A 25,807-nucleotide genomic window follows, 5' to 3' on the forward strand; every position below is an offset into this window, starting at 1 on the left:
CGACAATGTTCTCGGCGCCGGCATCGCCGACCACGGACAACCGATTGTTCCTCGCCGCATAGGCGTATCGCCCGTCGATCGTCATGCGGCCGGCCCGCACCCCGGCCAACTCTCCCTCGGCGGCGGCGAGCGTCACGTCGCCGCGCGTCAGGTCGCCATTACCCCGGAAGCCGAGCGTGCCGACCAGACCCGACGCCCGCTTGTCGCCCAAGCGGAGCCGCGCGACCCGGACCGCGCCTTCGCCGTTCCAGTTGTGCACGTCCTCCGCGAAATCGGCGTCGAGGATGGCGATCGGATCGATCACCTCGACATCGTCCTTCTCGCACACCACACGCTCCGCCCGTACCGGACCCTGGAGGCTCGGCCGGCGGTCGTCGACCGCGACCTTGAGATAGGCGGACGGCTTGCCGATGGCGCAGCCGGAGACGAGCAGCGACGACGACACGACGGCGGCCGTCCCCTTGAAGCCGTCCGCGAGATTTCCCCTGCCCTCCAGCGCGACGCCCATCCGGCCAAGCGGCGTCGTCAGACCGATCGCCGAATCTATCAGGTTCACATCCAGGTCCGGAAGCGCGAAGGGCTTTCCCGTCGGCGGCGGGAGCAAGCGATCGACGCTACCGAAGGTGAGCTTGCCTTTGACGACGCCGCCAAAGAGCCGAACGCCGCGAGCGGTCACCTGGCTTACCTTCGGTCCTCGCAGCGTGTGGCGAATCCTCACCTCCACGAAACGGGCGGTGAGATCCGGATCGGCCGGATCGCCGATGACGAGGTTTTCAAGCTGTTGCTGGCTGAACCCGATCCGCTTGACGTCGTAGCTCGCCTGAACGCCCCGTCGCGCCAGCTCGCCCTCGATATAGTCGGTCGCGATCTGCCGCCGCTGCGTCCAGACAATGACGATGAGCAGCAGGATGAGAAGCAGGAAGCCGATCAGCACCAGCTGCCATCGCGGCCGGCGCCGACGCACTACTTCTTCTTCCTCCTCCACCGCGCCGCCTCAGCGCAGGAAAGCAGGGACTGCTGTTGTCACAAGTCCGGCAACCATCGTCCCTTAACCTCCATTACTGGCGAGCGTTCCGCATCCGTCACCTTCGGCCTTGTGGACCGCCCTAGCCTCCCTGTTTGCCTAGGAACAGGATCAAGCTTAATCCAGGCTTATGAGACGTCGATCGATGGAAGCGGGCATCGCGCAAGGCTTCGCCGGCGCCTGTTCGAGGGCGGACCCGGCGCGCTGCTCGATCATGAGCTGGTCGAATATCTTCTCGCCCTCACCATCCCCCGTCTGGTCATAGTTCCAGTGGTACCGGTCGTGCCGGTTTCGGTCGTACTGTCCGTGGTGACCGACGTCGAGCCTGTGGCGATCGTGGCATGACCCATCGTGCTGTGGTCCACCGTCTCGTCGGTTGTATCCTCCTCAATTCCGGTCGGCACCGTGCCCGGAGGGAGATTGGGGTCGGTCTGATCCTGAGCGCCCGGCGCGGCGACGCCTTCGGTCACCGGCGGCGCCATATCGTCGATCACTTCCTGCGCCCCGGCGGGCGCGGCCAGCGCGAACACGCTCGCGAGCAATAACGGACGTAACATAGCTTGTCGGCAATTATATACTTGACGTAGAAACCTGTTCGGGCGATAAGGGTGCATCAAGAGGAAGCGCCCGATGTTCGATCTCACCAACCCTATCTTCACCGACGCCGACAAGGCCCGCGAACATCTGGAAAGCATCAACTGGCCGGAAGGCCCGTTCTGCCCGCATTGCGGCGAGTGCGAGAACGTCCACCGCCTTCAGGGCAAGTCGCACCGTCCCGGCCTTATCCAGTGCAATTCCTGCCTGAAAAACTTCACCGTTACGGTTGGAACCGTGTTCGAGCGTTCCAAGGTGCCGCTCAATAAGTGGATGCTTGCCACCTACCTTCTCGCGTCCAGCAAGAAGGGCATGAGCGCCCACCAGCTTCACCGTATGCTAGGCGTCACCTACAAGACCGCTTGGTTCATGATGCACCGCGTTCGCGAGGCCATGAAGGACGATAGCGGCCCGCTGGGCGGTCCCGGCAAGGTCGTTGAGTCCGATGAAGCTTTCGTTGGCGGCAAGAAGAAGAACCGCCTCTCCGGCAAGACCGCTCCTAAGAAGAAAGTTGTTGCTCTTGTCGAGCGCAACGGTCGCGCCCGCTCATTCCACATTGCCAATATCCACGCGAACAACGTCCGCTCGGTTCTCGTATCCAACGTGGACCGCGCCTCTACGCTCATGACGGACGAAGCTCGCCACTACTGGGCCGTTGGCCGCGAGTTCGCCAGCCACGGTCACACGCTCCACGCTAGCCGCAAGTTCGGCAAGGGTGAGACGCATTCCAACACCGCTGAAAACTTCTTCTCGATCCTGAAGCGCGGCGTGATCGGCACCTATCATCATATGAGCGAGGCCCACATGCACCGCTACTTGGCCGAATTCGACTTCCGCTATTCCACCAAGGCCGACACTGACAAAGAGCGCTCCGACGCGATCCTGCGTGGCATTGTCGGCAAGCGTCTGACCTATCGGCGGTCTAATCTGCTCGCCGCCTAACTACTACGTTGGGCCGCGCCAGATCGGCACACGCCGTAAGCGCTATTCCGAATGAGACTCCCGCTTCCTCCCAAGCTTGCTATCCTTGTGCAGCTTGGGAGGGGCCGAGAGCATCCGCTTTAACGCCGCCTCTGCACGAGCCGCCGTCTCCGCTTCGGAGTGGGTGTCTTTGGTGGGACTATTATCTGTCATGGTCGAAACCGCTCCTGCTGCCGCAATATCCTTCGATCGCCGCTTCATGCGCAAAGGCAAGCACAGCGTTCTGTTGCTCCTCCCCCAAGATTACCATGCCCCTGTCGGGCTTGTCATCGCCTACTGGGGCAACTTTGAAACGGTGTTCAATGCCTGTCTCTCCGGCTTGATTGAGGGCGAGAGGGCGGGCTCCGGAACACGTGACACCACAGAGTGGAAGAGACTGCGTTTCGCGAGCCGCCGACGCCTATTCAAAACGATCTGCGAAGAATGGCTAGCTCCCTGGAAGCCAAATGAGGCTAAAGCGCTGGCTGCCATTGCAGATACATCTGGAGATCTGAGCTGGAAGCGCAATCTGATCGCTCATGGCTCCTACGCGTACACGATACCGCCTCATTCCTCCGTCGCTACCAATTGCAGGGCAGTGAATCATGAAAGCGGCGATGAATTTCGTTTCGATGCTGACGTTCTAAAGAAGCTCTATCACGATATCTCTCATCTGACGGCAGACCTCGTTATGGCCTTCAAGAGCTTCGGTGAGGTAGAGGGGCCTTTTCACGCATTGCCCGATACAGAGATTCTGCGAGTCTACCGAGAGACCAATCATCCTTGGAATCCCAATCCACGTAAGCGGACACCCCCGCCTGAATCATCTCAGGAGTGATAACCACTTCGGTTAGCTCATCCTTAGCGCCGGCCTGTCCCTTCGAATCATCCGACATCTGGCATCCCTACGTCAAGTATATAATTGCCAGCTTGTCTCCTAAATGGTTCATCTCACGGAGCAAATTTGCTCGACGCGGATAATTTATCGGCCTTTTTCAGCCCCGGGCCACCAAACACCTTACGAACGGGCGCGTTCCCCCCTTCGTCCGATTGAAGCCCCGGCGCGGCCCTGCTATCGGGCGCACATATTTCACCGACAGGACGCACCCATGATCCCCCGTTATTCGAGGCCCCAGATGGCGAGCATCTGGGAGCCGGAAGCCAAATTCCGCATCTGGTTCGAGATCGAGGCGCACGCGCTCGACAAGATGGCCGAGAACGGCGTCGTGCCGATGGAAGCCGCGAAGGCCGTGTGGGAAAAGGGGGCGTTCGAGGTAGACCGCATCGACGCTATCGAGGCGGAGGTGAAGCACGACGTCATCGCTTTCCTGACCAACGTCGCCGAGCATGTCGGGCCCGAGGCGCGTTTCCTCCATCAGGGCATGACCAGCTCCGACGTCCTCGACACCTGCCTCGCGGTGCAGCTGAAGCAGGCGGCCGACCTCCTCATCCAGGATCTGGACGAGCTTCTGGAGGTGCTGAAGCGCCGCGCCTTCGAGCACAAGCTGACCCCCACCATCGGCCGCAGCCACGGCATTCACGCCGAGCCGGTCACGTTCGGCCTGAAGCTCACCCAGGCTTATGCCGAATTTTCTCGCAACCGCGCCCGTCTCATCGCCGCGCGCGACGATGTCGCCACCTGCGCCATTTCCGGCGCGGTCGGCACATTCGCCAATATCGACCCCAGCGTCGAGGCCCATGTCGCCGAGAAGATGAGGCTCACCGTCGAGCCCGTCTCGACCCAAGTCATTCCGCGCGACCGCCACGCCATGTTCTTCGCGACGCTCGGCGTCATCGCATCCTCGGTAGAACGGCTGGCGACGGAAATCCGTCATTTGCAGCGCACCGAGGTGCTGGAGGCGGAGGAATATTTCTCGCCCGGCCAGAAGGGCTCGTCGGCCATGCCGCACAAGCGCAATCCGGTGCTGGCCGAAAACCTCACCGGCCTTGCCCGCATGGTGCGCAGCTATGTGACGCCGGCGCTGGAGAATGTCGCACTCTGGCACGAGCGGGACATCAGCCACTCATCGGTCGAGCGCTATATCGGCCCCGACGCCACGGTGACTCTCGACTTCGCCCTCGCCCGCCTCACCGGCGTGATGGACAAGCTGGTCGTCTATCCCGAGCGGATGCAGAAGAATCTCGACCGCATGGGCGGCCTCGTCCACTCGCAGCGGGTGCTGCTGGCCCTGACCCAAGCGGGCGCCAGCCGCGAGGATGCCTATCGCCTCGTCCAGCGCAACGCGACGAAGGTGTGGGATTCGGACGGTGAATTGTCGCTGATGGAACTGCTGAAAGCCGACCCCGAAGTATCGGCGCTGTTGTCCGATGATGAAATCGAGGAGCGCTTCGACCTCGGCTACCACTTCAAGCACGTCGGCACGATTTTCGAGCGGGTCTTCGGATAGCTGGCCCTCCCCGTGAGCGAAGCTCATGGGGAGGGAGACCATGCGATCCCCATCGTGACGATGGGGAGGAAAATCAGCCCGTTACGTCTTCCCAGAAGCCCTTGAGCTTCTTGAAGAAGCTGGAGCTTGCCGGGCATTCCTCGCCGGTCTCGGTTTCGCGGAATTCTTCGAGCAGCTCTTTCTGCCGGGCGGACAGCCGGGTCGGTGTCTCCACTTCCACTTGAATGACCATGTCGCCATGGCCGCGGCCGTTGAGGACCGGCATCCCGGCGCCGCGCTGGCGGATCTGCTTGCCGGACTGGATGCCGGCTGGAATGCGGATTTCGTGATGCTGGCGATCGAGGCCGGGCACATCGATCACGCCGCCGAGCGCCGCCGTGGTGAAGCTCACCGGGCATTTGGCGAACAGCGTCGTCCCTTCCCGCTGGAAGAGCGCATGGCGGGCGACATGGACGAAGATGTAGAGGTCGCCCGGCGGTCCGCCGCGCGCACCGGCTTCGCCTTCGCCGGACAGGCGGATGCGGGTGCCTTGGTCGACGCCGGCAGGAACGCGGACCTGGAGCGACTTGCGCCTCTCGACGCGCCCCTCGCCCCTACATGACGGGCAGGGATCGGCGATGACCTCGCCAACACCTCGGCAGCCGGGGCAGGTGCGCTCGACCACGAAAAAGCCCTGGGATGCGCGGACCTGGCCGCGGCCGTCGCACATGTTGCAAGTGCGCGCCGCCGTGCCCGGCTTGGCGCCGCTGCCACCGCAAGGCTCGCAAGCGGCGGTGCTGTCGATCTGGAGCTCGACCTCCTTGCCGTTGAAGGCGTCTTCCAGCGTGATCTCCAGGTCGTAGCGAAGGTCGGAGCCGCGCAGGACATTGCTCTGCCCGCCGCCCCGCGCACCGTGCATGAATTCGCCGAAGATATTCTCGAAAATGTCGGAGAAGCTGCCGAAATCCTGCGCGCCTCCGCCCATGCCGCCATTTTGGAAGGCGGCGTGGCCGAAGCGGTCGTAGGCGGCGCGCTTCTGCGGATCCTTCAGGCAGTCATAGGCCTGGCTGATCGCCTTGAATTTGGCCTCAGCGTCCCGGCAGCCGCCATTGCGATCGGGATGGCACTCCATGGCCAGGCGGCGATAGGCGGACTTGATCGTCTTCTCGTCCGCCGACCGCGAAACCTGGAGCAGTTCGTAATAATCGGTATCAAGCATGACGGCCCCCGCAGGCCGTCACCCCGGCGGAAGCCGGGGTCTCAAGGGGAAGGGCCGGGCCTTTCCTCCCCGAGATTCCGGCTTTCGCCGGAATGACGGTCGTGCTCATCTTCAGCCCTTCTTTTCGTCGTCGACCTCGGAGAATTCAGCGTCGACGACTTCCTCGTCCTTGCCGGCCTCGGCGCCTTCGGTGGCGCTGGCCTCCGGAGACGCGGCCGCGGCCTGCTCCTTCTCGTAAATAGCCTGGCCGAGCTTCATCGCGACCTGAGCGAGCGCCTGTGATTTCTCCGTCATGGCGTCGCTGTCGCCGCCCTCGACGGCCTTCTTCGCTTCGTCGACGGCGGTTTGGATTTCGCCCTTCAGCGCGTCGTCGATCTTGTCGCCATGCTCTTCGAGCTGACGTTCCGTGGTGTGGATGAGGCTCTCGGCATTGTTCTTCGCCTCGGCCGCGGCGCGGCGCTTCTTGTCCTCGTCGGCGAACTGCTCGGCGTCCTTGACCATCTGCTCGATGTCGGAATCGCTGAGGCCGCCCGAAGCCTGGATGCGGATCTGCTGTTCCTTGCCGGTGCCCTTATCCTTGGCGTGGACGTTGACGATGCCGTTGGCGTCGATGTCGAAAGTGACCTCGATCTGCGGCACGCCGCGCGGCGCTGGCGGGATGCCGACCAGGTCGAACTGGCCGAGCATCTTGTTGTCCGCCGCCATCTCGCGCTCGCCCTGGAAGACGCGGATGGTGACTGCGTTCTGGTTGTCGTCGGCGGTCGAATAGGTCTGCGACTTCTTGGTCGGGATGGTCGTGTTGCGGTCGATCATCCGGGTGAAAACGCCGCCCAAAGTCTCGATGCCGAGCGACAGCGGCGTCACGTCGAGGAGCAGCACGTCCTTGACGTCGCCCTGCAGCACGCCCGCCTGGATCGCGGCGCCCATGGCGACGACCTCGTCAGGGTTGACGCCGACATGCGGCTCCTTGCCGAAGAAGTCCTTCACCACTTCGCGAACGCGGGGCATGCGGGTCTGGCCGCCGACGAGAATGACCTCGTCGATCGCGTCGGCCTTGATCCCGGCATCGGCGAGAGCCTTCTTGCAAGGGTCCAGCGTGCGCTTGATGAGATCGGCGACGAGGCGCTCCAGATCCGAACGGCTCAGCATCTTGACGAGGTGCTTCGGCCCGTTCTGGTCGGCGGTGATGAAGGGAAGGTTCACTTCGGTCGTCTGCGCCGACGACAGCTCGATCTTCGCCTTCTCGGCCGCTTCCTTGAGACGCTGGAGCGCTAATTTGTCCTTAGTGAGGTCGATCCCTTCCGCCTTCTTGAACTCGGCTGCGAGATATTCGACGACCTTGGCGTCGAAGTCCTCGCCGCCGAGGAAAGTGTCGCCGTTGGTCGACTTCACCTCGAACACGCCGTCCCCGATCTCCAGGATCGAGATGTCGAACGTGCCGCCGCCAAGGTCGTAGACGGCGATCGTCTTGCCGTCCTGCTTCTCAAGCCCGTAGGCGAGCGCGGCCGCGGTCGGCTCGTTGATGATGCGCAGCACCTCGAGGCCGGCGATCTGTCCGGCGTCCTTGGTCGCCTGGCGCTGGGCGTCGTTGAAATAGGCCGGAACGGTGATGACGGCCTGCGTCACGGTTTCGCCGAGATAGGCCTCGGCGGTTTCCTTCATCTTCTGGAGGATGAAGGCCGAAATCTGGCTGGGCGAATAATCCTCCCCGCCCGCCTTGACCCAGGCGTCGCCGTTCGGACCCTTGGTGATGGTGTAGGGAACGAGCTCCATGTCCTTCTTGGTCATGGGGTCGTCGAAACGGCGTCCGATAAGGCGCTTCACCGCGAAGATGGTGTTGTCGGGATTGGTGACGGCCTGGCGCTTGGCGGGCTGGCCGATCAGCCGCTCGCCGTCCTTGGCGAAGGCAACGATGGACGGCGTCGTGCGCGCGCCTTCCGCGTTCTCGACCACCTTCGGCTTGCTGCCTTCCATGACAGCAACGCAGCTGTTTGTGGTGCCGAGATCGATACCGATAACTTTTGCCATATGATCCTCTTATGCCCCAATAAAATACCTGCCCGCGCGCTCGCATGGGCACGCGGGTGCTTACGGAGGCGATATAGGGGCGCTTTCATTTGCGACAAGAAGTCGTCCCGCCTAAGGACGGCCCATGCGCATCTTGCTCCTCGCCTTGCCCGCCATCTGCCTGGCGCTGGCCGCCTGCGATCCAGCCCCTCAATCGGCGACCAGGATGGCCGAGCCCACCGAGCATGCCGTGTCGGTCACCGACGCCTGGATACGGCTCCCGGCGGTGGGCGGAAGGCCGGCTTCGGGTTATTTCACGGCCGCCGCGGGGGCGATGCCGGAAGCGATAGTGAACGTCACCAGCCCGTCCCCGGGGCGCTTGGAGATGCACGAGAGCATGTCGGACGGCGGCATGTCATCGATGCGGCAGATCGAGACCGTGCCCTTCGAGGCAGGCGAGCCCCTGATGTTCGAGCCGGGCGGCAAGCACCTCATGCTGTTCAGCCTCGATCCCACCGTGAAGCCGGGCGACACCCTAGCCCTCACCTTCGCCTTTTCCCGGGCGCAGCCGGTGACGGTCCAGGCGCAAGTGATCGCCGCGGGCGATCCGGCGCCCGAGTGACAAAGACAATATAATGATGGTCGGGAACTTGGCGTGACTTCCCGCCCCCTGACCGAAGCGGAACGCAATCTCGCTGCCTCCATCTTCGGCGATGCGATCGATTATTCGGCGGTCCGCATCCGCCATCGCAGATGGTGGCCGTTCCAGCCGAGGCGGGTCACCATGGCGCCCGACGGGCACATCTGGTTCCACCCCAAGGGCGGCCTGTGGTGCGAGGATTTTTGCGACCGCTCGCTGCAGGCGCAAGGCCTTTTCATCCATGAGATGACCCATGTCTGGCAGCATCAGCGCGGGGTCTGGTTGCCGCTGGCCCGCCATCCCTTCTGCCGCTACAGCTACGCCCTGAAGCCCGGCTGGCCGCTCAAGCGCTACGGCATCGAGCAGCAGGCGGAGATCGTGCGGCACGCCTTTTTGCTGCGCGAGGGGGCAAAGGTGTCGGGCGCGCCGCCTATTGAGCAATATGCCGGCCTGCTGCCGTTCGCGTTTCGGGTTGAAGGCGTTCCCGGATAACGGAAATGCGTGCCTACCGGCTGGCAATCTGCGCTAACTGAGCCTCGTCACGCCCATAGGCATCCTCGCGAAAGGCGATGCCGTTCTCGGCCGGCGCGGCGGTCAGGTAGGTGATGTAGATCGGAACCGGTTCAGGCACCTTGAGCCATTGCTCCGGAGCATCGGACTTGGTGCGGATCGGTTGGCCGAATAGCCATTTGCCCAATCGCCCGGCATCCTCCAGCCGTACGCATCCCGAGCTGAAACGACGCTCGTCATCCTTGAACAATGCCCTATCCGGCGTATCGTGAAGGAAGATGCCGCGGTCGTTGGGGAACATGAACTTCACATCGCCCATGGCATTGTGCGCGCCCGGAAGCTGACGGATACGAAGCTCTCGGCGCCCGGCGGCGACGGCGGCCCAGTCTACTTCCTTCGGGTCGAGAACGCGCGCATTCTCCGTCCAGTCCGAAAGTATCTCGTAACGCTTCGAACGGATGTAGGAGCCGCCCTTGTCGAGCACCTCCGGCGCGATCTGATCGCGAACCAGGTCCGGCGGCACGTTCCAATAGGGATTGACCGCGGCGAAGCGCACCAGACCCGCCAGCATCGGCGTCTGCTGGGCCGGCTTGCCGACAATGACCTTCATCGAATCGACGGCCTCGCCATCCTCATAAAGCCAGAGTCGCGCCGAGGCGGTGTCGACGAGGATGTAGCGATCCTCCGAGCGACCAGGCAGAGCGCGGGCCCGCTCCATGTTCACGCGGATCCGCCATTCATGATGGTCGGCGCCGCGATTGAGCGCCGCGAGCGTGGTCGGCCCGACAATGGCGTCGACCGGAAGCCCATGCGCCGACTGGAATTCGCGAATCCGCGAAGCCAGCTCCTTGTCGAATTTCTCTCCCGGGCTCAGGCCCAACCGCACGCGCAGCATGCCCACGCGGGCTCCGGTTGAACCGGGACGCAGCACGGGACCCGCCGGCAACGTGAATTGCGGAAGGCCCGACCAGCTGGCGTGGTGTTCGCCAAGCCCCTGGCGCAGCTCCGCGTAGACCGGGCTCATCCAGCCGTAATTTTCCAGGTAGGACATCAGCGAAGGCGCCTCGGCCGCACCCCTCAGCACTTCGGCCCTACTGGGCGGGACAGGTTCGACCTCCTTGTCGATATAGGTGATATTGACCCGCGGCGAACGGCGCACGTCGCGCACATAATCGGCGAAGGCGCGCGACAATTCTATCTCGGCCCGGGCCAGGGCCCTCGGCGATCCGCTTTCCGCTCGCCGGAGGGCCCGCACAAGGTCTTCGGGATCATAATCGTCGGGATCGAGCCCGTCGAGACGAGCGCTTCCGATCAGGTTGACGAGCCGCGCCGCCCCGGGACCGATGGTCCCGTTCCTGATCCACAAGGGGCGGTAATCCCTTGCCTTGTAGAATGCCTTGAGGTCGCGGTTCAGCCTGCCGGACGATTTGATCTCCGCCGCAACGGGCGATTGCGGCGCCGCGAGGATGGGCGCCGGAACAGCCGCGGCGAACAAGGCGCCCGCGACGCAGGCATGAAAAAGGGACAGCCGTGCCGGCGGACGCTGTCCACCGGCACGATCCGATACGCTAACAACCACGGGCGTGTTCAGCCCCGTTCTCCCGACCGGTAGGTCGGCGGCGGAGCCGTGTAGGCCGGAGGCGGTGTCGTCTCATAAGGATAGTAGGTGCCATCCTGGGTGTAGTATCCGTCGGCCCTGCCATCGTTATCCCGATCGGCCGCGATCGTGCCGGCGATAGCGCCGACGACCGCGCCCGCAGCCGCACCCTCGAGCGGACTGATGCCGCCCACGACCGCACCGACGCCGGCGCCGGCAGCCGCGCCGATCGCCGCGCCCGTTCCGGCGCTTTCCAAGGTTTCCCGATCTTCATAGGACGTGCAGGCACCGAGGGTCACGGTACCGGCGGCCAATACAGCCAACATTACCCTGCTCATATCACATCTCCCTGAGAAGGTCCGTGATGCCAGTCTGTCCGGCTCGCGCAGGAGCAACTCACATCAGCACCGGCCCAACGACCAACCCGCCGGAATCGTTCCTCAGGGGAAACGGGTCGCCCTGAAAGGGCTCTCCAGCTATCGCTTCGCCCTCACCGGCCGAGCCGGCCGGCGAGCCACTCCTCGATGGCGCGGTAGGCCGATTTCCCGCGCGGCGGATCGTCGCCATTGCCGGTCGCGAAATAGGCGATGCCGGTCCCGCTGCGACGGTCGATCCACAAGCCGGAGCGAAGGCCGTAGGCATCCCCCGCATGGCCGACGACCGCGGTGCCGTCGCCGAAAATATCGTCCCGGCATCCGGGATTCGCCACCGGCAGGCTCTGGCTGGCAAGGCCGTAGGCGCAATAGAAGCCGTCGCCGGTATCGCCATTGGCCCCATCGAAGCGCCAGGCCGGCTCCAGGAGTTGGTTGATGCTGGTCTCGCTCAGAAACGGCTCGCCTCCGTGAGTCCCGCGATTGAGGAGCAATCGGCCCACCGTGGCGAGATCGCGGGCCGAAATCCGGAGCCCTCCCTGAGGCGAGAAGAGCGCTCCGTTGGTTCCCGGCTTGTAGCCACCGAGATCGCAGCTTCCATCGGCCGCGGGAACGACCGGACAGTCGGGCCATTCCCCGCCCAGATCGTCGCGGAGGACCGAATCGTCCGTATCGTAAAGCACCACCGCCCGATCGATCGCCCCGTCGCTGCACGTCGTCCAGTTGAAACAGGCGTCGAGCCCCAGCGGGTCCAGCACCAGCTGCTCCATCAACCGGTCGAACCGCTCGCCCGTCGCCGACTCAATGATGGAGGCGATCACCGGAAAGTTGAGGTTGGAATAGGTGAAATAGCCGCCCGGCCGATGCTCGGCATCGAAGGCCGCGGGATCACTCAGAGCCTCTCGCACACTTCCGCCGAGCGGAATCGCGTAGTCGATCCCATCCCTGAGGCTCGACGTGTGGGACAGCAGCAGCCGAAGCGTGATCGGGTCGTCGGGAAACGCCGGATTGCGCAGCCGCCAACCCAGCCAGTCCGACACGTCCCGATCGAGATCGAGCACCCCCTGCTCGACGAGCCGCATAGCCCCCAACGCGACGACCAACTTGGAGATGGACGCGATCCGAACCGGGTCATCGATTGTGAGGGGCCGCCCCGTCCGCCGGTCGGCAAGCCCCGAAGCTCCGCTGTTCAGTAGTGTCGACTCATCGAAAGTGACCCAGACATAAGCGGGTGCCGTCGATGGCGGCGCCGGGCGGGGAGGATTCGCGCAGCCCGCCGTCAGGGCGAGCAGGATGGCCAGGACCGCGCGCGCCATGGCCATGACCTAGTCGGGCCGCCGGGGCGATGAAGGTCGCGGTCCTCCCCGAGGACTCACTTCTTCGCCACGCCCACCAACGCCGGCCGCAGCAGCCGGTCCTTGATCATGTAGCCCGTCTGCATTTCCTGGACGATGGTGCCGGGTTCGGCCTCGTCGTTCGGGATTTCGATCATGGCCTGATGGCGATTGGGGTCGAGCGGCTGGCCCATCGCCTCGACGCGGGTGATGCCGTTGCGCTGGAAGACGGTGTCGAGCTCGCGGCCGGTCGCCTCGATGCCGGCGATAAGACCCTTCATCTTGTCGTCCTGGCGCAGCTCCTCCGGGATCGCGGCCAGAGCGCGGTCGAGATTATCCTTCACGCTCAGCATGTCGCGGGCAAAGCCGGTCGCGGCATAAGTGGAGGCGGCCTGCTTCTCGGCCTCGAGGCGGCGGCGGACATTCTGCGTCTCGGCCTGAGCGTAGAGGACGTGCTGGCGAACCTCCTCAAGCTCCTTTTCCAGCTCCGCCAGCCGGTCGAGCTCCTTCGTCTCGCCCGATGCCTCTTCCGGAAGCTCTTTCGCTTCGCCTTCAACCTTTTGTTCGTCGTTCATGCCATCAATCTCGATAGTGCCTGTGCCGTGAAATCCACCATGGGCACGACGCGCGCATAGTTCAACCGCGTCGGGCCGATCACGCCCACCACGCCGACCACCTTGCCGTCTGCGCCCCGATAAGGAGCGGCAATGACCGAAGAGCCGGAGAGGGCGAAGAGCTTGTTTTCCGAGCCGATGAAGATCTTCATGCCCCGTCCGGCACGGGCGCTGTCGAGCAGGCGCGCGATCTCCTCCTTGCCTTCCAGCTCGTCGAGCAGTTGGCGGACGCGCTCCAGATCGGCCGCCGCGTCGCTTTCCACCAGGTTCGCCTGGCCGCGCACGATCAGCACGGGGCGCTGAGCTCCATCGCGCGACCAGATGGCGAGGCCGCGCGCGACCAGTTCCTGCGAGACGCGGTCGAGCGCCGCCTCTCCCGCGCGGATTTCGGAATTGAGACGCGCCAGTGCTTCGGCGAGGGTCAGGCCCGAAAAACGCGCGCTCACATAATTGCCGGCCTCGGCTAGCGTGGAGGCGGTGATGCCGGCGGGCAACTCGACCACCCGATTCTCGACGCTGCCGTCGTGCCCGACCATCACCGCCAGCGCCTGATCGGCCGACAACGGCACGAAGCCGAATTGCCGGAGCACCGGCTCTCGCTTGGGCACCAGGACGATGCCGGCGCAGGCGGAAAGGCCGGACAAGGCCGCGGTCGCCGCCGCCAGCACCTCCTCGATCGGGCCGCCGCGATCCAGCCGCCCCTCGATCGCCGCCCGTTCCTCCGCGCTCGGCGCCGCCGCCTGCATCATGCCGTCGACGAACAGGCGGAGCCCCCCTTCGGTCGGCACGCGGCCGGCGGAGGTGTGCGGATGGCTGAGCAGGCCCAGTTCCTCCAGATCCTGCATGACGTTGCGGATCGAGGCGGGCGAGAGGTTGACGCCGGGCAACCTGGAGATGGTGCGGGAACCCATCGGCAGCCCGGAATCCAGATAGCCCTCGACGACGAGCCGGAACACGTCGCGGGCGCGGTCGGTCATTTCGGCTATGGGCGTGGCGGACATGGCATTTATGTAATCAGCCTCCGCCCTCCCGTCACCCCAGTGAAAGCTGGGGCCCTAGCAGAGTCCGCTCCTGAACCGGACCTTCAGATGGATTCCAGCTTTCGCTGGAATGACGAGGGAGGGCTCGCTAAGTGCCCGGCCGAACCATCGAAAGGAAAATCATGCGCCCATCCGGACGCGCGCCCGACCAGATGCGGGCGATCACCATGGAAGCCGGCTTCACCCGTCATGCCGAGGGAAGTTGCCTCGTCAGCTTCGGCGACACGCGCGTGCTCTGCACCGCCTCGGTCGAAACTCAGCTTCCTCCGTGGCTGCGCGGCAAGGGCAAGGGCTGGGTGACGGCGGAATATGGCATGCTCCCGCGCGCCACGCACACCCGCGGACGCCGCGAGGCGGCGAGCGGCAAGCAGTCGGGCCGCACCCAGGAGATCCAGCGTCTGATCGGCCGGTCCCTGCGCGCCGTGGTCGACCTCGAAGCTTTGGGCGAGCGCCAGATCACGCTCGACTGCGACGTCATCCAGGCGGACGGCGGCACGCGCACGGCGGCTATCTCGGGCGCCTGGGTGGCGCTCCGCATCGCGGTCGACAGGCTCCTGAAACAGAAGCTGCTTGAAAGCGACCCCATCCAGAAGAAGGTCGCGGCAGTGAGCTGCGGCATCCATGGAGGCAATGCGGTGCTCGATCTCGATTATGACGAGGACAGCTCGGCCGGCTGCGACGGCAATTTCGTGCTGACCTCGAACGGCGACATCGTCGAGGCGCAGGTGACGGCCGAAGGCGAATGCTATGACGAGGAAGGGCTCCTGCGCCTCCTCCGCCTCGCCCGCATCGGCTGCAACGAGATTTTCGCCGCGCAGGACAAGGCGACCGGCCGATGAGCCGCCGCCTCGAGCCCGGCAAGCTCGTCATCGCCAGCCACAATCCCGGCAAGGTACGAGAGATCGCCGACCTGCTCGGTCCCCACGGCGTAGAGCCGGTCTCGGCCGCCGACCTTGACCTTCCCGAACCCGACGAAACCGGCAACACGTTCATCGACAATGCGGAATTGAAGGCGCGGCTGGCGGCGGACCTCTCGGGCCTCCCAGCCCTCGCCGACGACAGCGGCCTCTGCGTCGATGCGCTCGACGGGCGCCCCGGTATTTACTCCGCCCGCTGGGCCGGCGAGGGCAAGGATTTCATGGTCGCGATGGAGCGGATCGAGGAGGAATTGTTCGCCAAGGGTCACGAGGCAGGCCGCAACGCCCATTTCATTTGCGCCCTCTCCGTGTGCTGGCCGGACGGCCATATCGAAAGCTATGAAGGCCGGGTCGACGGCCTCCTCGTCTGGCCGCCGCGCGGCGAGAACGGCTTCGGCTACGACCCCATGTTCCAGCCGATCGGCCGAGAGATGACTTTCGGCCAGATGGACCCCGCCGACAAATATGCGATCAGCCACCGCGCCGCCGCCTTCCGCAAGCTAGTGGCGGCACTGGTCATATGAGGGAAGCGAACTGACGATGGACTCGTTCGTCCCGAGCGAAGTCGAGGGGCGTTTCTCGAACTCGGTGCCAGCGCCCGTCGACTTCGCTCGGAACGAACGGGCCGAAGAGGACGCACTCGCCCTCTATATCCACTGGCCGTTCTGCGTCTCCAAATGCCCCTATTGCGACTTCAACAGCCACGTCCGCACTTCGGTGGATCAGGCGCTGTGGCAAGAGGCCCTGCTCGCCGACCTGGCTTATGAGGCGCGGATGGAACCGGACCGAAAGGTCGGCTCGATCTTCTTCGGCGGCGGCACGCCCTCGCTCATGCCTCCGGAAACCGTCGCCCGTCTGATCGAAGCAGCGGAGCGGCACTGGGGCTTCGCACCGGACATCGAGATCACATTGGAGGCCAATCCCTCCTCCGTCGAAGCCGCCCGCTTCGCCGATCTGGCTGCGGCGGGCGTCAACCGCGTGTCGCTCGGTCTTCAATCGTTGGACGACGACGCGCTCCGCTTCCTCGGCCGGGCCCATGGCGTGACGGAAGGTTTGGCCGCGCTGGAGACGGCGCAGGGCGAGTTCCGCCGCGTGAGTTTCGATCTCATCTATGCGCTACCGGAGCAGAGCGAAGCGCAATGGCAGGCTCAACTCGCGCGCGCCCTCTCCTTCGGCACTGGCCATTTGTCGCTCTATCAGCTCACCATCGAGCCCGGCACCCGTTTCGCCGCCCTTGCCGCCAAGGGCGCGCTGCCGGTCACCGATCCCGACCATGCCGCCGCCCTCTACGAACTGACCCAGGCAATGACCGACGCGGCGGGACTTCCGGCCTATGAAATCTCCAACCACGCCCGTCCCGGCGAGGAGAGCCGGCACAACCTCGCTTACTGGCGCTATCAGAACTATCTCGGGATCGGCCCCGGCGCCCACGGCCGGCGCGGCGGCTGCGCTACGCAGCGGCACAGGAAGCCGGAGAATTGGCTGTCGGCGCTCCAGAGGAACGGCCACGGCGTCGTCGATGAGGTGCCGATCGACTCCGATTCAGCAGCGGTCGAGGCGCTGTTGATGGGGCTGAGGCTTCGGGAAGGCATCGAGAGTGATCGCATCGAGTGGCTTGGGAATGCACCTTTCGACACCCTGGTCGACACCCGCGTGGTCGGCCGCCTTATCGATCAGGGCCTGATGGATCGGCAACAAGGCCGCCTTCGCGTCACCGCGGCGGGAATGCTCCTGCTCGACGCGATCCTGGCCGAGATCGTGCGTTAACCCCCGAACCTCTTCGGCGCAGGCGAGACGGTGGTGAAGCCGACGGGCGTCACCTGCAGCACTTCGAACACACGTTGGGCGACCCCGCCGGAGCCGAAGCGGAAGGCTCCGTCGACGCCCATGAAGCCTTCCGGATTCCTCAGTTCGTTCTCCGGGAAAGGCCGGCCGATCGGCCAGTCCTGCGCGACTCTGACGGCGAGCAGTACCGCGTCATAGCCGAGACTCGCGAGCCGATAGGGATTCGAACTGTAGCGGGCGCGGTATCGAGTGCGGAACTGGTTGAACATGTTGTCCGGCACGCTGGCGAACCAGGCGCCGCGCAGCGCCGGCGTAGCGCCCAGGCCCTCCTCGTTCTTCCACAATTCGGTGCCAAGGATGCGCGCGTCGGCCGAAGTTCCCTCCCGAACCATCGGCGCGGCGCCCATGGCGATGCGGCCATTGTCGGCGATCAGCACGGCGTCATAGCCGGACTGGGCGTTGAGCCGGGTGACGGCGCCGCGAAGCGCCTCCCGGCTCCGGTCATAGGTCTGCATCGCCACCATCCTGCCGCCCCCGCGTTCGACCGAGGCGATCAGCGCCTGGCTGGCGCGGCGGCCATAGTCGCCATTGGGAATGAGGCCGGCGAAGCGCTCCAGGCCCTGGGACCGGGCATAGCCGACCACCCGATCGACCGACTGGGCGGGATCGAAGCCCATCAGATAGACCCCGTCGCCGGCCACGCTGGCGTCGTTGGAAAAGGCGACGACCGGCACGCCGGCGCGCGCGGCGATGGGGGCGATGGCGCGGACATTCTCGGCCAGCAGGGGTCCCAGGAACAGGCGGTTTCCGTCCGCCAGCGCTTCATTGGCGGCGACCGCGGCGCCCTTGGCCGTATCGTAGACGGTGATGCGGATTCGCTGGCCACCCGTGTCGAGAATGGCGAGGTTGGCGGCGTTCGCGATAGACTGGCCGATCCCCGCATTCTCGCCGCTGAGCGGAACGAGCACGGCGACGCGGTTGCGGTCCGTGTCGGTCGGAAGGCCGGGAGTCGGCTCGGGAGTCGGCGTCGGCACCGGCTCCGGCGGCGCCGGGCGGGGCCTCGGGACCATCTGGCAACCGGCGATAAAAAGGCTGAGCCCCGCCAACGCCGCCAGCCCGAGGAATGAGCGCCGCGCTTGCGGGCGAGTGATCCGGTCTGCCATGACTACCCCTTATGTCCCTTCCCCCCGGCCTCTACATCGTCGCGACCCCGATCGGCAATCTCTCCGATCTCAGCCCGCACGCCGCCAAGATATTGTCGGAAGCCGATTTGATCGCCGTCGAAGACAGCCGCGTGACGGCCAAGCTCCTCGCCCATATCGGCGTCAAGCGGCCGATGACGCCGTATCACGATCACAATGCCGATCGCGTGCGGCCGGGGCTGATAGGCCAGATGGCGGAGAAGGCGGTGGCGCTTGTATCGGATGCCGGGACGCCGCTCATCTCCGATCCCGGCTACAAGCTGGTCCGCGACGCGCGCGCGGCGGGCGTCAGCATCCATACGGTCGCCGGTCCCTGCGCGGCGATCGCCGCCCTCACCCTGGCGGGTCTTCCCACCGACCGGTTCCTCTTCCTCGGTTTCCTCCCCGCCAAGGCCGGCGCCCGCGCCACCGCGATTGCCGAGATCGCTTCGGTGCGCGCCACGCTCATCCTCTACGAAAGTGGCTCCCGCCTCGCCGCGACGCTCGCGGCACTGGGTGAAGGCCTCGGTGACCGCGACGCGGCGGTCGCGCGCGAGATCAGCAAGAAATTCGAGGAAACGGTCACCGGCACCGTCGCCGAACTCGCCGACCGCTACGCTGATGCGCCGCCCAAGGGAGAGATTGTGATCGTCGTCGGTCCGCCCGGCGAGGCGGAAGCCGCCAGCGACACGGACATCGACACGGCTTTGCGCGAAGCGATGACCCGCCTGTCTGCCTCCCGTGCCGCCGCCGAGGTCGCCGAAACGCTCGGGCTACCACGCCGAACCGTCTACGAGCGGGCGCTTGCGCTCAAATGAAGCGGCCCAAAGTAAATAGACGACGCGCGGAGCGTGGCGGTAGGCGGGCGGAGGCCCTCGCGGCGCTCTGGCTGCGGCTGAAGGGATGGGCGATAGTCGCCCGCCGCGTACGCACGCCACGCGGCGAGGTCGACCTGGTGGCGCGGCGTGGCCGCATTATCGCCTTCGTCGAGGTAGAGGCGCGCGCCACCGAAGCCGACATCGCCCTGTCGCTCGACGACTATCGCCTCCGCCGCGTCGCCGCCGCCGCGGAAGCGCTGGCGCCGCGCTTCCTGCGCGACGGCGATGATGTGCGGATCGACGCCATCTTCATCCTCCCGCGCCGCCTCCCGCGCCACCTGGAGAATGTCTGGCACGGGTGACATTCCCGTCCACGGTCCCTAGTTCGAGGCACCGAATCAAAAGGATCACCCATGCCGCTCCGCGTCGCCGTCCAGATGGACCCGATGGACAAGATCAACATCGCTGGCGATTCGACCTTCGCGATCATGCTCGGCGCGCAGGCGCGCGGGCACAGGCTGTTCCACTACGCGCCCGAGGATCTGAGTTACGCCGACGGGCGGCTCTGGACCATGGCGCATCCGGTTACCGTCCAGGATGTCGCCGGCAATCATTATCGCTTCGAGGATCCGGTGCTCCTCGACCTCGGCCGCGACGTCGACGTGGTGCTGATGCGCCAGGATCCGCCGTTCGACCTCGGCTACATCACCGCGACCCACCTGCTCGAGCGCATCCAGGGCGAGACTCTGGTCGTCAACGACCCGGCGGCGGTCCGCGACGCGCCGGAAAAACTGTGGGTCCTCGATTTCGCCCGCTTCATGCCGCCGACCGTGGTCACGCGATCCCTGGGTCTGACGCGCAAGTTCCTGGCGGAACACGGCGAGATCGTGGTGAAGCCGCTGCACGGCTTCGCCGGCGGATCGGTGTTCCGCATCGGCCGCGACGGCACGAATCTCGCCTCGCTCATGGAGCTGTTCAACACCGCCTACCGCGAACCGCACATGGTCCAGGCCTTCCTCCCCGAGATCGCCCAGGGCGACAAGCGCATCGTGCTCGTCGACGGCGAGGTCGCGGGCGCGGTCAACCGCATCCCGGGCGAAGGCGAAATACGCTCCAACCTCGCTGTCGGCGGGCTCGCGGCCAAGACCGAGCTAACCGAAGGCGAGCGCGAGATATGCGAGGCGATCGGGCCGGAGCTCAAGAAGCGCGGCCTCCTTTTCGTCGGCATCGACGTGATCGGCGGCAAATGGCTGACGGAGATCAACGTCACCTCGCCGACCGGAATCGTCGCCATCGACAAGTTCAACGGCACCGACACACCCGGCCTCATCTGGGACGCGATCGAGAGAAAGGCCCCCACGAATGGGTGAGTGGATAAGAGAATTGATCGAGCAGTCGGGCTATCTCGGCGTCGCGCTGCTGATGCTCCTGGAGACGGTGTTCCCGCCAGTTCCGTCGGAGGTCATCATGTCCCTCTCCGGTCTCCAGGCCTCGCGCGGCACGCTAACGCTCTGGGGCGTGATTCTTGCCGGCACCTTCGGGGCGATGGTCGGCAACACCTTCTGGTATGTCGTCGCGCGCGCGCTTGGGATCGAGCGCTTCCATCCCTTCATCGACAAGTTCGGCCGCTACCTCACCGTCGACTGGAAGGAAATGAAGCGCGCCGACCATTTCTTCGACAAATATGAGCGCTGGTTCGTCTGCTTCGGCCGCATGGTGCCGACGATCCGCTCCCTCGTCTCCATTCCCGCCGGCCTGTTCGGCATGCGCTGGAAGCCGTTCCTCATCTATTCGACGATCGGCACCTTCGGCTGGACCACCCTCCTCGCCACTGCGGGCTATCTGCTCGGTCAGAATTATACCGAGATCGACAAATATCTCGGCCCCGTCTCGATCGGTGTCATCGTCGTGCTGGTGCTCTGGTATCTCTTCCGGGTGATTACCTGGAAACCGAGCCCTAGGCCCGAGGATGCGCGTTCCGATACACGTCCATGAGATGGGCGGCGTCGACCGCCGTATAGATTTGCGTCGACGACAGGCTGGCGTGGCCGAGCAGCTCCTGGAGCGAGCGAAGGTCCGCGCCGCGCCCCAGCAAGTGGGTCGCGAAGCTGTGTCTCAGCGCGTGCGGCGTCGTCCGGTCGGACAGGCCCAGCCGCACCCTCGCCCGCCGTACGGCGCGACGTACGATTTCGCCTCTTAATGGTCCGCCCCGCGCGCCCCGGAACAGCGGCTGGTCCTTCGCCAGCGGATAGGGACAGAGCGCCAGATAGCGCTCGATCGCCGCGCGAACGGGCGCCAGCAGGGGCACGATCCGCGTCTTGCCGCGCTTCCCTGTCACTATCAGGGCCTCGCCCAGAGGCAGGGCTGAGCCGACCAGGCCGAGCGCCTCCGCCACGCGCAATCCCGACCCGTAGAGCAAGGTGAGAAGCGCGAAATCGCGCGCCGCGATCCATTCCTCGGACGCGTCTTCGGAGACATCTTCCGCAAGCGCCGCAACTTCGTCCGGTGAAATCGGGCGGGGCACGCTTCGCGGCCTCTTCGGGCCCTTGAGGCGCGGAACCGCGGACTCCCGCCCCGTCTCCGCCGCGGCAAAGGCTAGGAAGCCGCGGATCGCCGACAGCTCGCGCGCGGCCGAGCTGTTGCCGAGCCCGCCAGCCCTGCGGCTGGTCAGGAAAGCGCGAAGGTCGACGGCCTGGAGGCTGGCGAGCACATCGCCCGTCACGGCCTCGCCGCGATGAAATCCGAGGAAGTCGACCAGCCGATGCGCCGTGGCCAGGTAGGCGCGCACCGTGTGCTCCGAGCGGCGGCGATCGCGAGCGAGATGGTCCCGCCAGCGCGCGGCTATGGCGCGGGCGGGGTGATCAGTCAGGGGATCAGCCACCGGCCCATGCAGCGCGTCAGCACGCGTCCGAGGAACATGAGAAGCTCCGAGCCATGGCGCGTCTCGAAGCCCTGTGCGCCGCGCTGGCCGAGCGCGAGCAGCCCCTTGGGCAGCGGCGAATCGCTGTCGAGCCGCACCAAAGCTTCGGCCCGGATCAGCCCGCAGGCCGGCCCGAACAGCGGGTGCCCCTGCTCGCATCCGCGAAGCACGACCCCTTCGAACTGGTCGATCGAACGCTCGATCACCCGCGGGTCGACGAACTGCATCCCCGACGCATCGGCGCGCATCCCCTTGTCTCCGACGAACAAAGCCACGGCGACCGCGTCCAGCCCCAATATCTGCGGCCATTCCTGCGTCACGATATGGATGAGGTGATCGAAGCCCTCCGCCTCGACCGCAGCCAGCACCGCCGCATGGATCGAGGCGACCGCGCCCGAATGGCCGCGCGCGAAGGCGATGAGGTCCTGGTTGGCCTCTTCCGCCGCCGCGACCCGCGCCTGCAGGTGCGCCACCGCCCGATCCTCGAAGTTGATCACCGTACCCATGCCGGGAAGCTTAGCCCTGATATGGTTAAGATGCGATGGCGAAATGACCTGCGGGTCCTCCCGCTATCGCGCGGCCAGTACTATGAGATGCTCTGGCCGGTCTTCTTCCAGTCGGCGAGGAACGCTTCGAGCCCCCGGTCCGTCAGCGGATGGTTGAAGAGCTGGCGGATCACCTTGGGCGGGGCGGTCATCACGTCGGCGCCGATCTTGGCGGCTTCGAGGACGTGGATGGGATGACGCACGCTTGCCACCAATATTTGCGTATCGAAATCGTAATTGTCGTAGATCATTCGGATTTCCGAGATGATCTGCATGCCGTCGAAGCCGATATCGTCGTGCCGGCCGACGAAGGGCGAGATGAAGGTCGCCCCGGCCTTGGCCGCGAGCAGGGCCTGGTTGGCGGTGAAGCAGAGCGTGACGTTCACCATCGTGCCGTTCTCGGTCAGCTTCTTGCAGGTCTTGAGGCCGTCGATGGTGAGCGGCACCTTGACCGCGATATTGTCGGCGATCTTCCGCAGCATCTCCGCCTCGCGCATCATCTCGCCATGCTCGGTGGCGACCACCTCGGCCGAGACTGGCCCCGACACGATCCCGCAAATCTCCTTCACCACCTCGAGGAAGTTCTTGCCGGACTTGTGGACCAGCGAGGGATTGGTGGTGACGCCATCGAGCAGACCCGTTTCAGCCAGGTCGCGGATCTCGGCGGTGTCGGCGGTGTCGACGAAGAATTTCATTTGGGGCATGCCTTCGAGCGGTTTGGAGATTCGCGCGCCCTTCTAGCCAGACGAGCCGGCGCGCGCGAGTCATGAGGGTGCGGATGGCGACGGCTTCAAAGGACGGCGACGGGCTGCACCGCGCGATCTGGGCGATCGCCCTTCCGGCCATGCTGACGAATGTCGCGACCGCCTTGTTCGGCCTCGCCGACCTGTGGGTGATCGGCCAGCTGGGCGTCCCGGCCGCCCAGGCCGGGGTAGAACTCGGCGCCAAGTTCATGATGGGGCTGCTCGTCGTCTTCAATTTCCTGAGGACAGGCACGATCGCGCTCACCGCTCAGGCCGCGGGACGGGGCGATCAGGCGGCCCAGGCGGCCGCACTGGCACGGGCCACCGGAGCGGCGCTGCTGATCGGCGCCCTGCTTCTCGCCCTCATGCCGCTCGCCATCCCGGTCGGCCTCGATTTCCTCAATGCCCGGGGCGCCTTTGCGGAGCAGGCGCGGACCTATGTCGAGATACGCTATTGGGGCGGACCGCTCTGGCTGGTGAACGCCGTTCTGGTCGGCTGGCTGATCGGACGCAAGAAGGTGCGCGCCGTGCTCGCCGTCGAGGTCGCGGCCAATATCGGCCACATCGGGCTCGACCTCCTTTTCGTCCTCGGCTTCGGCTGGGGCGTCGCGGGCGTCGCGGCGGCGACCTTGCTGTCGGAAGGCCTGAAGCTCGCCGCCCTGATCGGGGTCGTGGCCTGGGAAACCCCGGCCGGGATGGCGCTGCGCCTCGCCTTCCGCCGGGCGACTTGGGACAGCGCATCCCTCGGCGCGCTGTTCCGCATCAACCGAGACCTTTTCCTGCGCACCATGCTGCTGACCGGAGCGATCCTGCTCATGGCCCGCGACGGCGCGCATGAGGGTCCGCTGGTGCTCGCGGCCAACGGAATCCTCTACCAGCTGTTCATCCTGTCGGCCCTCATCCTCGACGGCTTCGAGGCTTCGGCCCAAGTGCTGTGCGGCGAGGCGGTCGGCGGGAATGACCGTCAGCGTTTCGACCGGCTGGTCCGCGCCCTGCTTCTTTGGGGCCTCGCCTTCGGTACATTCATAACCTGTGTGTACGCCCTCTTCGGCGCGCCCTTTGCCGGGAGCTTCAGCACCGATCCCGCCGTCGTCGCGACGACCCTCACCTATCTGCCCTGGGCTGTCGGACTGCCCCTGATCGGCGTGACGTCCTACGTCTATGACGGCATTTATGTCGGCGCGACCTGGACGCGCGCGCTCCTGATCACGATGGTCGCCGCCTTCGCGACCTACGCCCTGGTGCTCTGGGCCGCCGGCTCGCTCGGCAATAACGGGCTCTGGCTCGCCTTCAGCCTCTTCTTCGTCGCCCGCGCGGCCGGGCAGGCCTTGCTGCTGCCCAGGCTCCGGCGGGCGACATTCCCGGCCTAGCGCAGCACCCCGAACACGGCCGTCAGGACGGGGTCGCCGGTGGCCGCGGGATCGGCGCGGATCGCCGCCTCCTCCTGTCCGATGGCGCGGTAGATGCCCTGGCTGGCCTTCAGCGTCACATCGTGCCGCAGCCCGGCAAAGTCGATCCCGGTCGCGGCCCGCAGCGCCTGCGTCACGATGTCGTTGTCGAACAGCCGCAGCGCCTCGTCGACTTCGGGCAGCATCGCATCGAAGATCGCGTTGCCCATCCGGCGCTGGAGATAGTCGGTCGCCGCCGTCGAGCCGCCGCGCACGATCGACAGCGCGTCGGCGATGGTCATGCCCCGGATCGATTCGAGCACGATCGGCGCCGCCACGTTCGCCGCCTCCCCCGCCGCCTTGTTGACCTGCCGCATCAGGCGCTCGCGCACGGGCGGCTGCCGGAGCAGCGCCGCCAGCAAGGTCGTCGGCGCGTTCCCTCCGAGCTCGGGCGGGAGCGCGATCCGCGCCACGTCATGGGCGAAGAAGCCATTCTCCTCCAGCAGCTGCGCGAATGCCCGCTGCGACGACAGGGTCAGCAGCCGTCGGATCGCGTCTTCCATCCCGAATCCGCCGAAGCCGGCGCAGGCGGAAAGGCTGAGCAATGGAAGGGCGAGCGCGGCGCCGACGAGGCGGCGTCTGGAAATTGGACTGTCCATTCGTGATGGACTAGCCGCTAATCGCCTCGAAGTGAATCACCGTCGGCTCGAGCTCCAGCAGATAGTCGGCGTCGAAGTCGTAATATTTGGCGGCCACCACGTCCTCGCCGGCGAAACGGCTAATGGAGTCCCAGTCCCGCCAGAGCGTGAACATCTCGACATGGACGACATCACCGTCGGCGCGGTGCAGGCACCAGGCCCCGAGATTGCCCTCGGTCGCGCGATAGTCGGGAAGCGCCACCTCGCGCATCAGCTTCAGATACGCCTCCGTCTTCGCGGTCGGTATCCGGCCATGCCACCTGCGCGCAATCACAGCGTATCGTCTCCTACTCAGGATGGGTCCTCGGGACGCTGATCCTGCACAGAACCTAGCGATCGAACCCTGCCGGGCAAACAGAATCCCGCGTTCGTGACATCAGCAGGGTTTATGAGCTCGCCTGAGCCGACCTTGGGACGGGCCGGTTCAGGGCTATGTTTTGCAGGATCACGAAACGACGATATGGCCTCGCTCCCATGAACCGCGTCCGCGTCGTCATCCTCAACGCCGCTTTGGG

General features: G+C 65.5%; 27 protein-coding genes and 1 pseudogene. 13 read left to right on the plus strand and 15 right to left on the minus strand.

Annotated elements, in window-relative coordinates; translation table 11 throughout:
* Window positions 1-964 (minus strand): annotated as a pseudogene (locus tag VIR62_RS00475) (hypothetical protein); the annotation flags it as partial.
* Window positions 965-1,236: 272 nt separating this feature from the next.
* Window positions 1,237-1,554 (minus strand): hypothetical protein, encoded by a 318-nt coding sequence (locus VIR62_RS00480; RefSeq protein ID WP_431867802.1) that lies wholly within the window; start codon window positions 1,552-1,554, stop codon window positions 1,237-1,239.
* A 100-nt stretch (window positions 1,555-1,654) separates the two neighbouring features.
* Between VIR62_RS00480 and VIR62_RS00485 the strand changes: the two genes are divergently transcribed.
* From VIR62_RS00485 to purB, 3 genes are all read left to right on the plus strand, one after another.
* Window positions 1,655-2,560: an IS1595 family transposase gene (locus VIR62_RS00485; protein WP_431867756.1), complete on the plus strand. Its 906-nt coding sequence runs from the start codon at window positions 1,655-1,657 to the stop codon at window positions 2,558-2,560.
* Window positions 2,561-2,750: 190 nt separating this feature from the next.
* Window positions 2,751-3,416: a hypothetical protein gene (locus VIR62_RS00490; protein ID WP_431867758.1), complete on the plus strand. Its 666-nt coding sequence runs from the start codon at window positions 2,751-2,753 to the stop codon at window positions 3,414-3,416.
* Between the two features lie 271 nt (window positions 3,417-3,687).
* Window positions 3,688-4,986 carry an adenylosuccinate lyase gene (gene purB, locus VIR62_RS00495; protein WP_431867760.1) on the plus strand — a complete coding sequence of 433 codons (1,299 nt, stop codon included), beginning with the start codon at window positions 3,688-3,690 and terminating at the stop codon, window positions 4,984-4,986.
* Between the two features lie 73 nt (window positions 4,987-5,059).
* On the opposite strand, the gene dnaJ is transcribed toward purB, so the two are convergent.
* Together dnaJ and dnaK are read right to left on the minus strand one after the other, a co-directional pair.
* On the minus strand, window positions 5,060-6,184 hold the full coding sequence (gene dnaJ / locus VIR62_RS00500) for a molecular chaperone DnaJ (RefSeq protein WP_431867762.1): 1,125 nt from the start codon (window positions 6,182-6,184) through the stop codon (window positions 5,060-5,062).
* 111 nt (window positions 6,185-6,295) lie between these two features.
* The gene (gene dnaK / locus VIR62_RS00505) at window positions 6,296-8,212 is read right to left on the minus strand and encodes a molecular chaperone DnaK (protein ID WP_431867764.1); all 1,917 of its coding nucleotides are present in this window, start codon (window positions 8,210-8,212) and stop codon (window positions 6,296-6,298) included.
* A 124-nt stretch (window positions 8,213-8,336) separates the two neighbouring features.
* Between dnaK and VIR62_RS00510 the strand changes: the two genes are divergently transcribed.
* Window positions 8,337-8,813 (plus strand): copper chaperone PCu(A)C, encoded by a 477-nt coding sequence (locus tag VIR62_RS00510; protein WP_431867765.1) that lies wholly within the window; start codon window positions 8,337-8,339, stop codon window positions 8,811-8,813.
* A gap of 33 nt (window positions 8,814-8,846) precedes the next feature.
* Window positions 8,847-9,323, plus strand: coding sequence for a vgr related protein (locus VIR62_RS00515; RefSeq protein ID WP_431867767.1), 477 nt, complete (start codon window positions 8,847-8,849; stop codon window positions 9,321-9,323).
* A gap of 13 nt (window positions 9,324-9,336) precedes the next feature.
* Here VIR62_RS00515 and VIR62_RS00520 read toward each other — a convergent pair whose 3' ends face one another.
* From VIR62_RS00520 to hrcA, 5 genes are all read right to left on the minus strand, one after another.
* Window positions 9,337-10,920 (minus strand): L,D-transpeptidase family protein, encoded by a 1,584-nt coding sequence (locus VIR62_RS00520; RefSeq protein ID WP_431867769.1) that lies wholly within the window; start codon window positions 10,918-10,920, stop codon window positions 9,337-9,339.
* Window positions 10,921-10,928: 8 nt separating this feature from the next.
* A complete protein-coding gene (locus VIR62_RS00525; protein WP_431867771.1) occupies window positions 10,929-11,276 on the minus strand; it encodes a hypothetical protein in 348 nt (115 codons plus the stop codon).
* A 152-nt stretch (window positions 11,277-11,428) separates the two neighbouring features.
* Window positions 11,429-12,625, minus strand: a complete 1,197-nt coding sequence (locus VIR62_RS00530; RefSeq protein ID WP_431867773.1) for a serine hydrolase domain-containing protein — start codon at window positions 12,623-12,625, stop codon at window positions 11,429-11,431.
* 56 nt (window positions 12,626-12,681) lie between these two features.
* On the minus strand, window positions 12,682-13,218 hold the full coding sequence (grpE, locus tag VIR62_RS00535; protein ID WP_431867775.1) for a nucleotide exchange factor GrpE: 537 nt from the start codon (window positions 13,216-13,218) through the stop codon (window positions 12,682-12,684).
* A complete protein-coding gene (gene hrcA, locus VIR62_RS00540) occupies window positions 13,215-14,258 on the minus strand; it encodes a heat-inducible transcriptional repressor HrcA (protein ID WP_431867777.1) in 1,044 nt (347 codons plus the stop codon). Before hrcA ends, grpE begins: the two co-directional genes overlap by 4 nt.
* Before the next feature lie 161 nt (window positions 14,259-14,419).
* Between hrcA and rph the strand changes: the two genes are divergently transcribed.
* From rph to hemW, 3 genes are read left to right on the plus strand one after another with little or no spacing between them, the layout of a single operon-like run.
* Entirely contained in the window at window positions 14,420-15,136 is a 717-nt protein-coding gene (rph, locus tag VIR62_RS00545) for a ribonuclease PH (protein ID WP_431867778.1), read from the plus strand.
* On the plus strand, window positions 15,133-15,738 hold the full coding sequence (gene rdgB / locus VIR62_RS00550; protein ID WP_431867780.1) for an RdgB/HAM1 family non-canonical purine NTP pyrophosphatase: 606 nt from the start codon (window positions 15,133-15,135) through the stop codon (window positions 15,736-15,738). Before rph ends, rdgB begins: the two co-directional genes overlap by 4 nt.
* A 16-nt stretch (window positions 15,739-15,754) precedes the next feature.
* On the plus strand, window positions 15,755-16,981 hold the full coding sequence (hemW, locus tag VIR62_RS00555) for a radical SAM family heme chaperone HemW (RefSeq protein ID WP_431867782.1): 1,227 nt from the start codon (window positions 15,755-15,757) through the stop codon (window positions 16,979-16,981).
* On the opposite strand, the gene VIR62_RS00560 is transcribed toward hemW, so the two are convergent.
* Window positions 16,978-18,162 carry a penicillin-binding protein activator gene (locus VIR62_RS00560; RefSeq protein WP_431867784.1) on the minus strand — a complete coding sequence of 395 codons (1,185 nt, stop codon included), beginning with the start codon at window positions 18,160-18,162 and terminating at the stop codon, window positions 16,978-16,980. The genes hemW and VIR62_RS00560 overlap by 4 nt on opposite strands.
* Before the next feature lie 11 nt (window positions 18,163-18,173).
* Between VIR62_RS00560 and rsmI the strand changes: the two genes are divergently transcribed.
* Genes rsmI through VIR62_RS00580 form a run of 4 tightly spaced genes read left to right on the plus strand, consistent with a single transcriptional unit; the run spans window position 18,174 to window position 20,993 of the window.
* Window positions 18,174-18,998 (plus strand): 16S rRNA (cytidine(1402)-2'-O)-methyltransferase, encoded by an 825-nt coding sequence (gene rsmI / locus VIR62_RS00565; RefSeq protein ID WP_431867785.1) that lies wholly within the window; start codon window positions 18,174-18,176, stop codon window positions 18,996-18,998.
* Complete coding sequence (locus tag VIR62_RS00570) at window positions 18,995-19,360, plus strand: YraN family protein (protein WP_431867787.1); 366 nt, start codon at window positions 18,995-18,997, stop codon at window positions 19,358-19,360. The genes rsmI and VIR62_RS00570 overlap by 4 nt, the downstream gene beginning before the upstream one ends.
* Before the next feature lie 51 nt (window positions 19,361-19,411).
* Window positions 19,412-20,368 carry a glutathione synthase gene (gene gshB / locus VIR62_RS00575; RefSeq protein ID WP_431867788.1) on the plus strand — a complete coding sequence of 319 codons (957 nt, stop codon included), beginning with the start codon at window positions 19,412-19,414 and terminating at the stop codon, window positions 20,366-20,368.
* Window positions 20,361-20,993 (plus strand): DedA family protein, encoded by a 633-nt coding sequence (locus VIR62_RS00580; RefSeq protein ID WP_431867789.1) that lies wholly within the window; start codon window positions 20,361-20,363, stop codon window positions 20,991-20,993. Before gshB ends, VIR62_RS00580 begins: the two co-directional genes overlap by 8 nt.
* Here the strand turns inward: VIR62_RS00580 and VIR62_RS00585 are convergent.
* The 3 genes from VIR62_RS00585 to fsa form a co-directional block, all read right to left on the minus strand.
* On the minus strand, window positions 20,956-21,879 hold the full coding sequence (locus VIR62_RS00585) for a tyrosine recombinase XerC (RefSeq protein WP_431867790.1): 924 nt from the start codon (window positions 21,877-21,879) through the stop codon (window positions 20,956-20,958). The genes VIR62_RS00580 and VIR62_RS00585 overlap by 38 nt on opposite strands.
* The gene (locus VIR62_RS00590; RefSeq protein WP_431867792.1) at window positions 21,864-22,424 is read right to left on the minus strand and encodes a DUF484 family protein; all 561 of its coding nucleotides are present in this window, start codon (window positions 22,422-22,424) and stop codon (window positions 21,864-21,866) included. Before VIR62_RS00590 ends, VIR62_RS00585 begins: the two co-directional genes overlap by 16 nt.
* An 80-nt stretch (window positions 22,425-22,504) precedes the next feature.
* Window positions 22,505-23,158, minus strand: a complete 654-nt coding sequence (fsa, locus tag VIR62_RS00595) for a fructose-6-phosphate aldolase (protein WP_431867794.1) — start codon at window positions 23,156-23,158, stop codon at window positions 22,505-22,507.
* Window positions 23,159-23,241: 83 nt separating this feature from the next.
* On the opposite strand from fsa, the gene VIR62_RS00600 reads away from it, so the two are divergent.
* The gene (locus VIR62_RS00600) at window positions 23,242-24,576 is read left to right on the plus strand and encodes an MATE family efflux transporter (protein WP_431867796.1); all 1,335 of its coding nucleotides are present in this window, start codon (window positions 23,242-23,244) and stop codon (window positions 24,574-24,576) included.
* Here the strand turns inward: VIR62_RS00600 and VIR62_RS00605 are convergent.
* Both VIR62_RS00605 and VIR62_RS00610 read right to left on the minus strand, forming a co-directional pair.
* Window positions 24,573-25,253, minus strand: coding sequence for a DUF4197 domain-containing protein (locus tag VIR62_RS00605; RefSeq protein ID WP_431867798.1), 681 nt, complete (start codon window positions 25,251-25,253; stop codon window positions 24,573-24,575). The genes VIR62_RS00600 and VIR62_RS00605 overlap by 4 nt on opposite strands.
* Window positions 25,254-25,263: 10 nt before the next feature.
* Window positions 25,264-25,566: a hypothetical protein gene (locus tag VIR62_RS00610; protein WP_431867800.1), complete on the minus strand. Its 303-nt coding sequence runs from the start codon at window positions 25,564-25,566 to the stop codon at window positions 25,264-25,266.
* Window positions 25,567-25,807 lie beyond the last annotated feature (241 nt).

Source organism: Allosphingosinicella sp. (assembly GCF_036570505.1).
Classification (GTDB): domain Bacteria; phylum Pseudomonadota; class Alphaproteobacteria; order Sphingomonadales; family Sphingomonadaceae; genus Allosphingosinicella.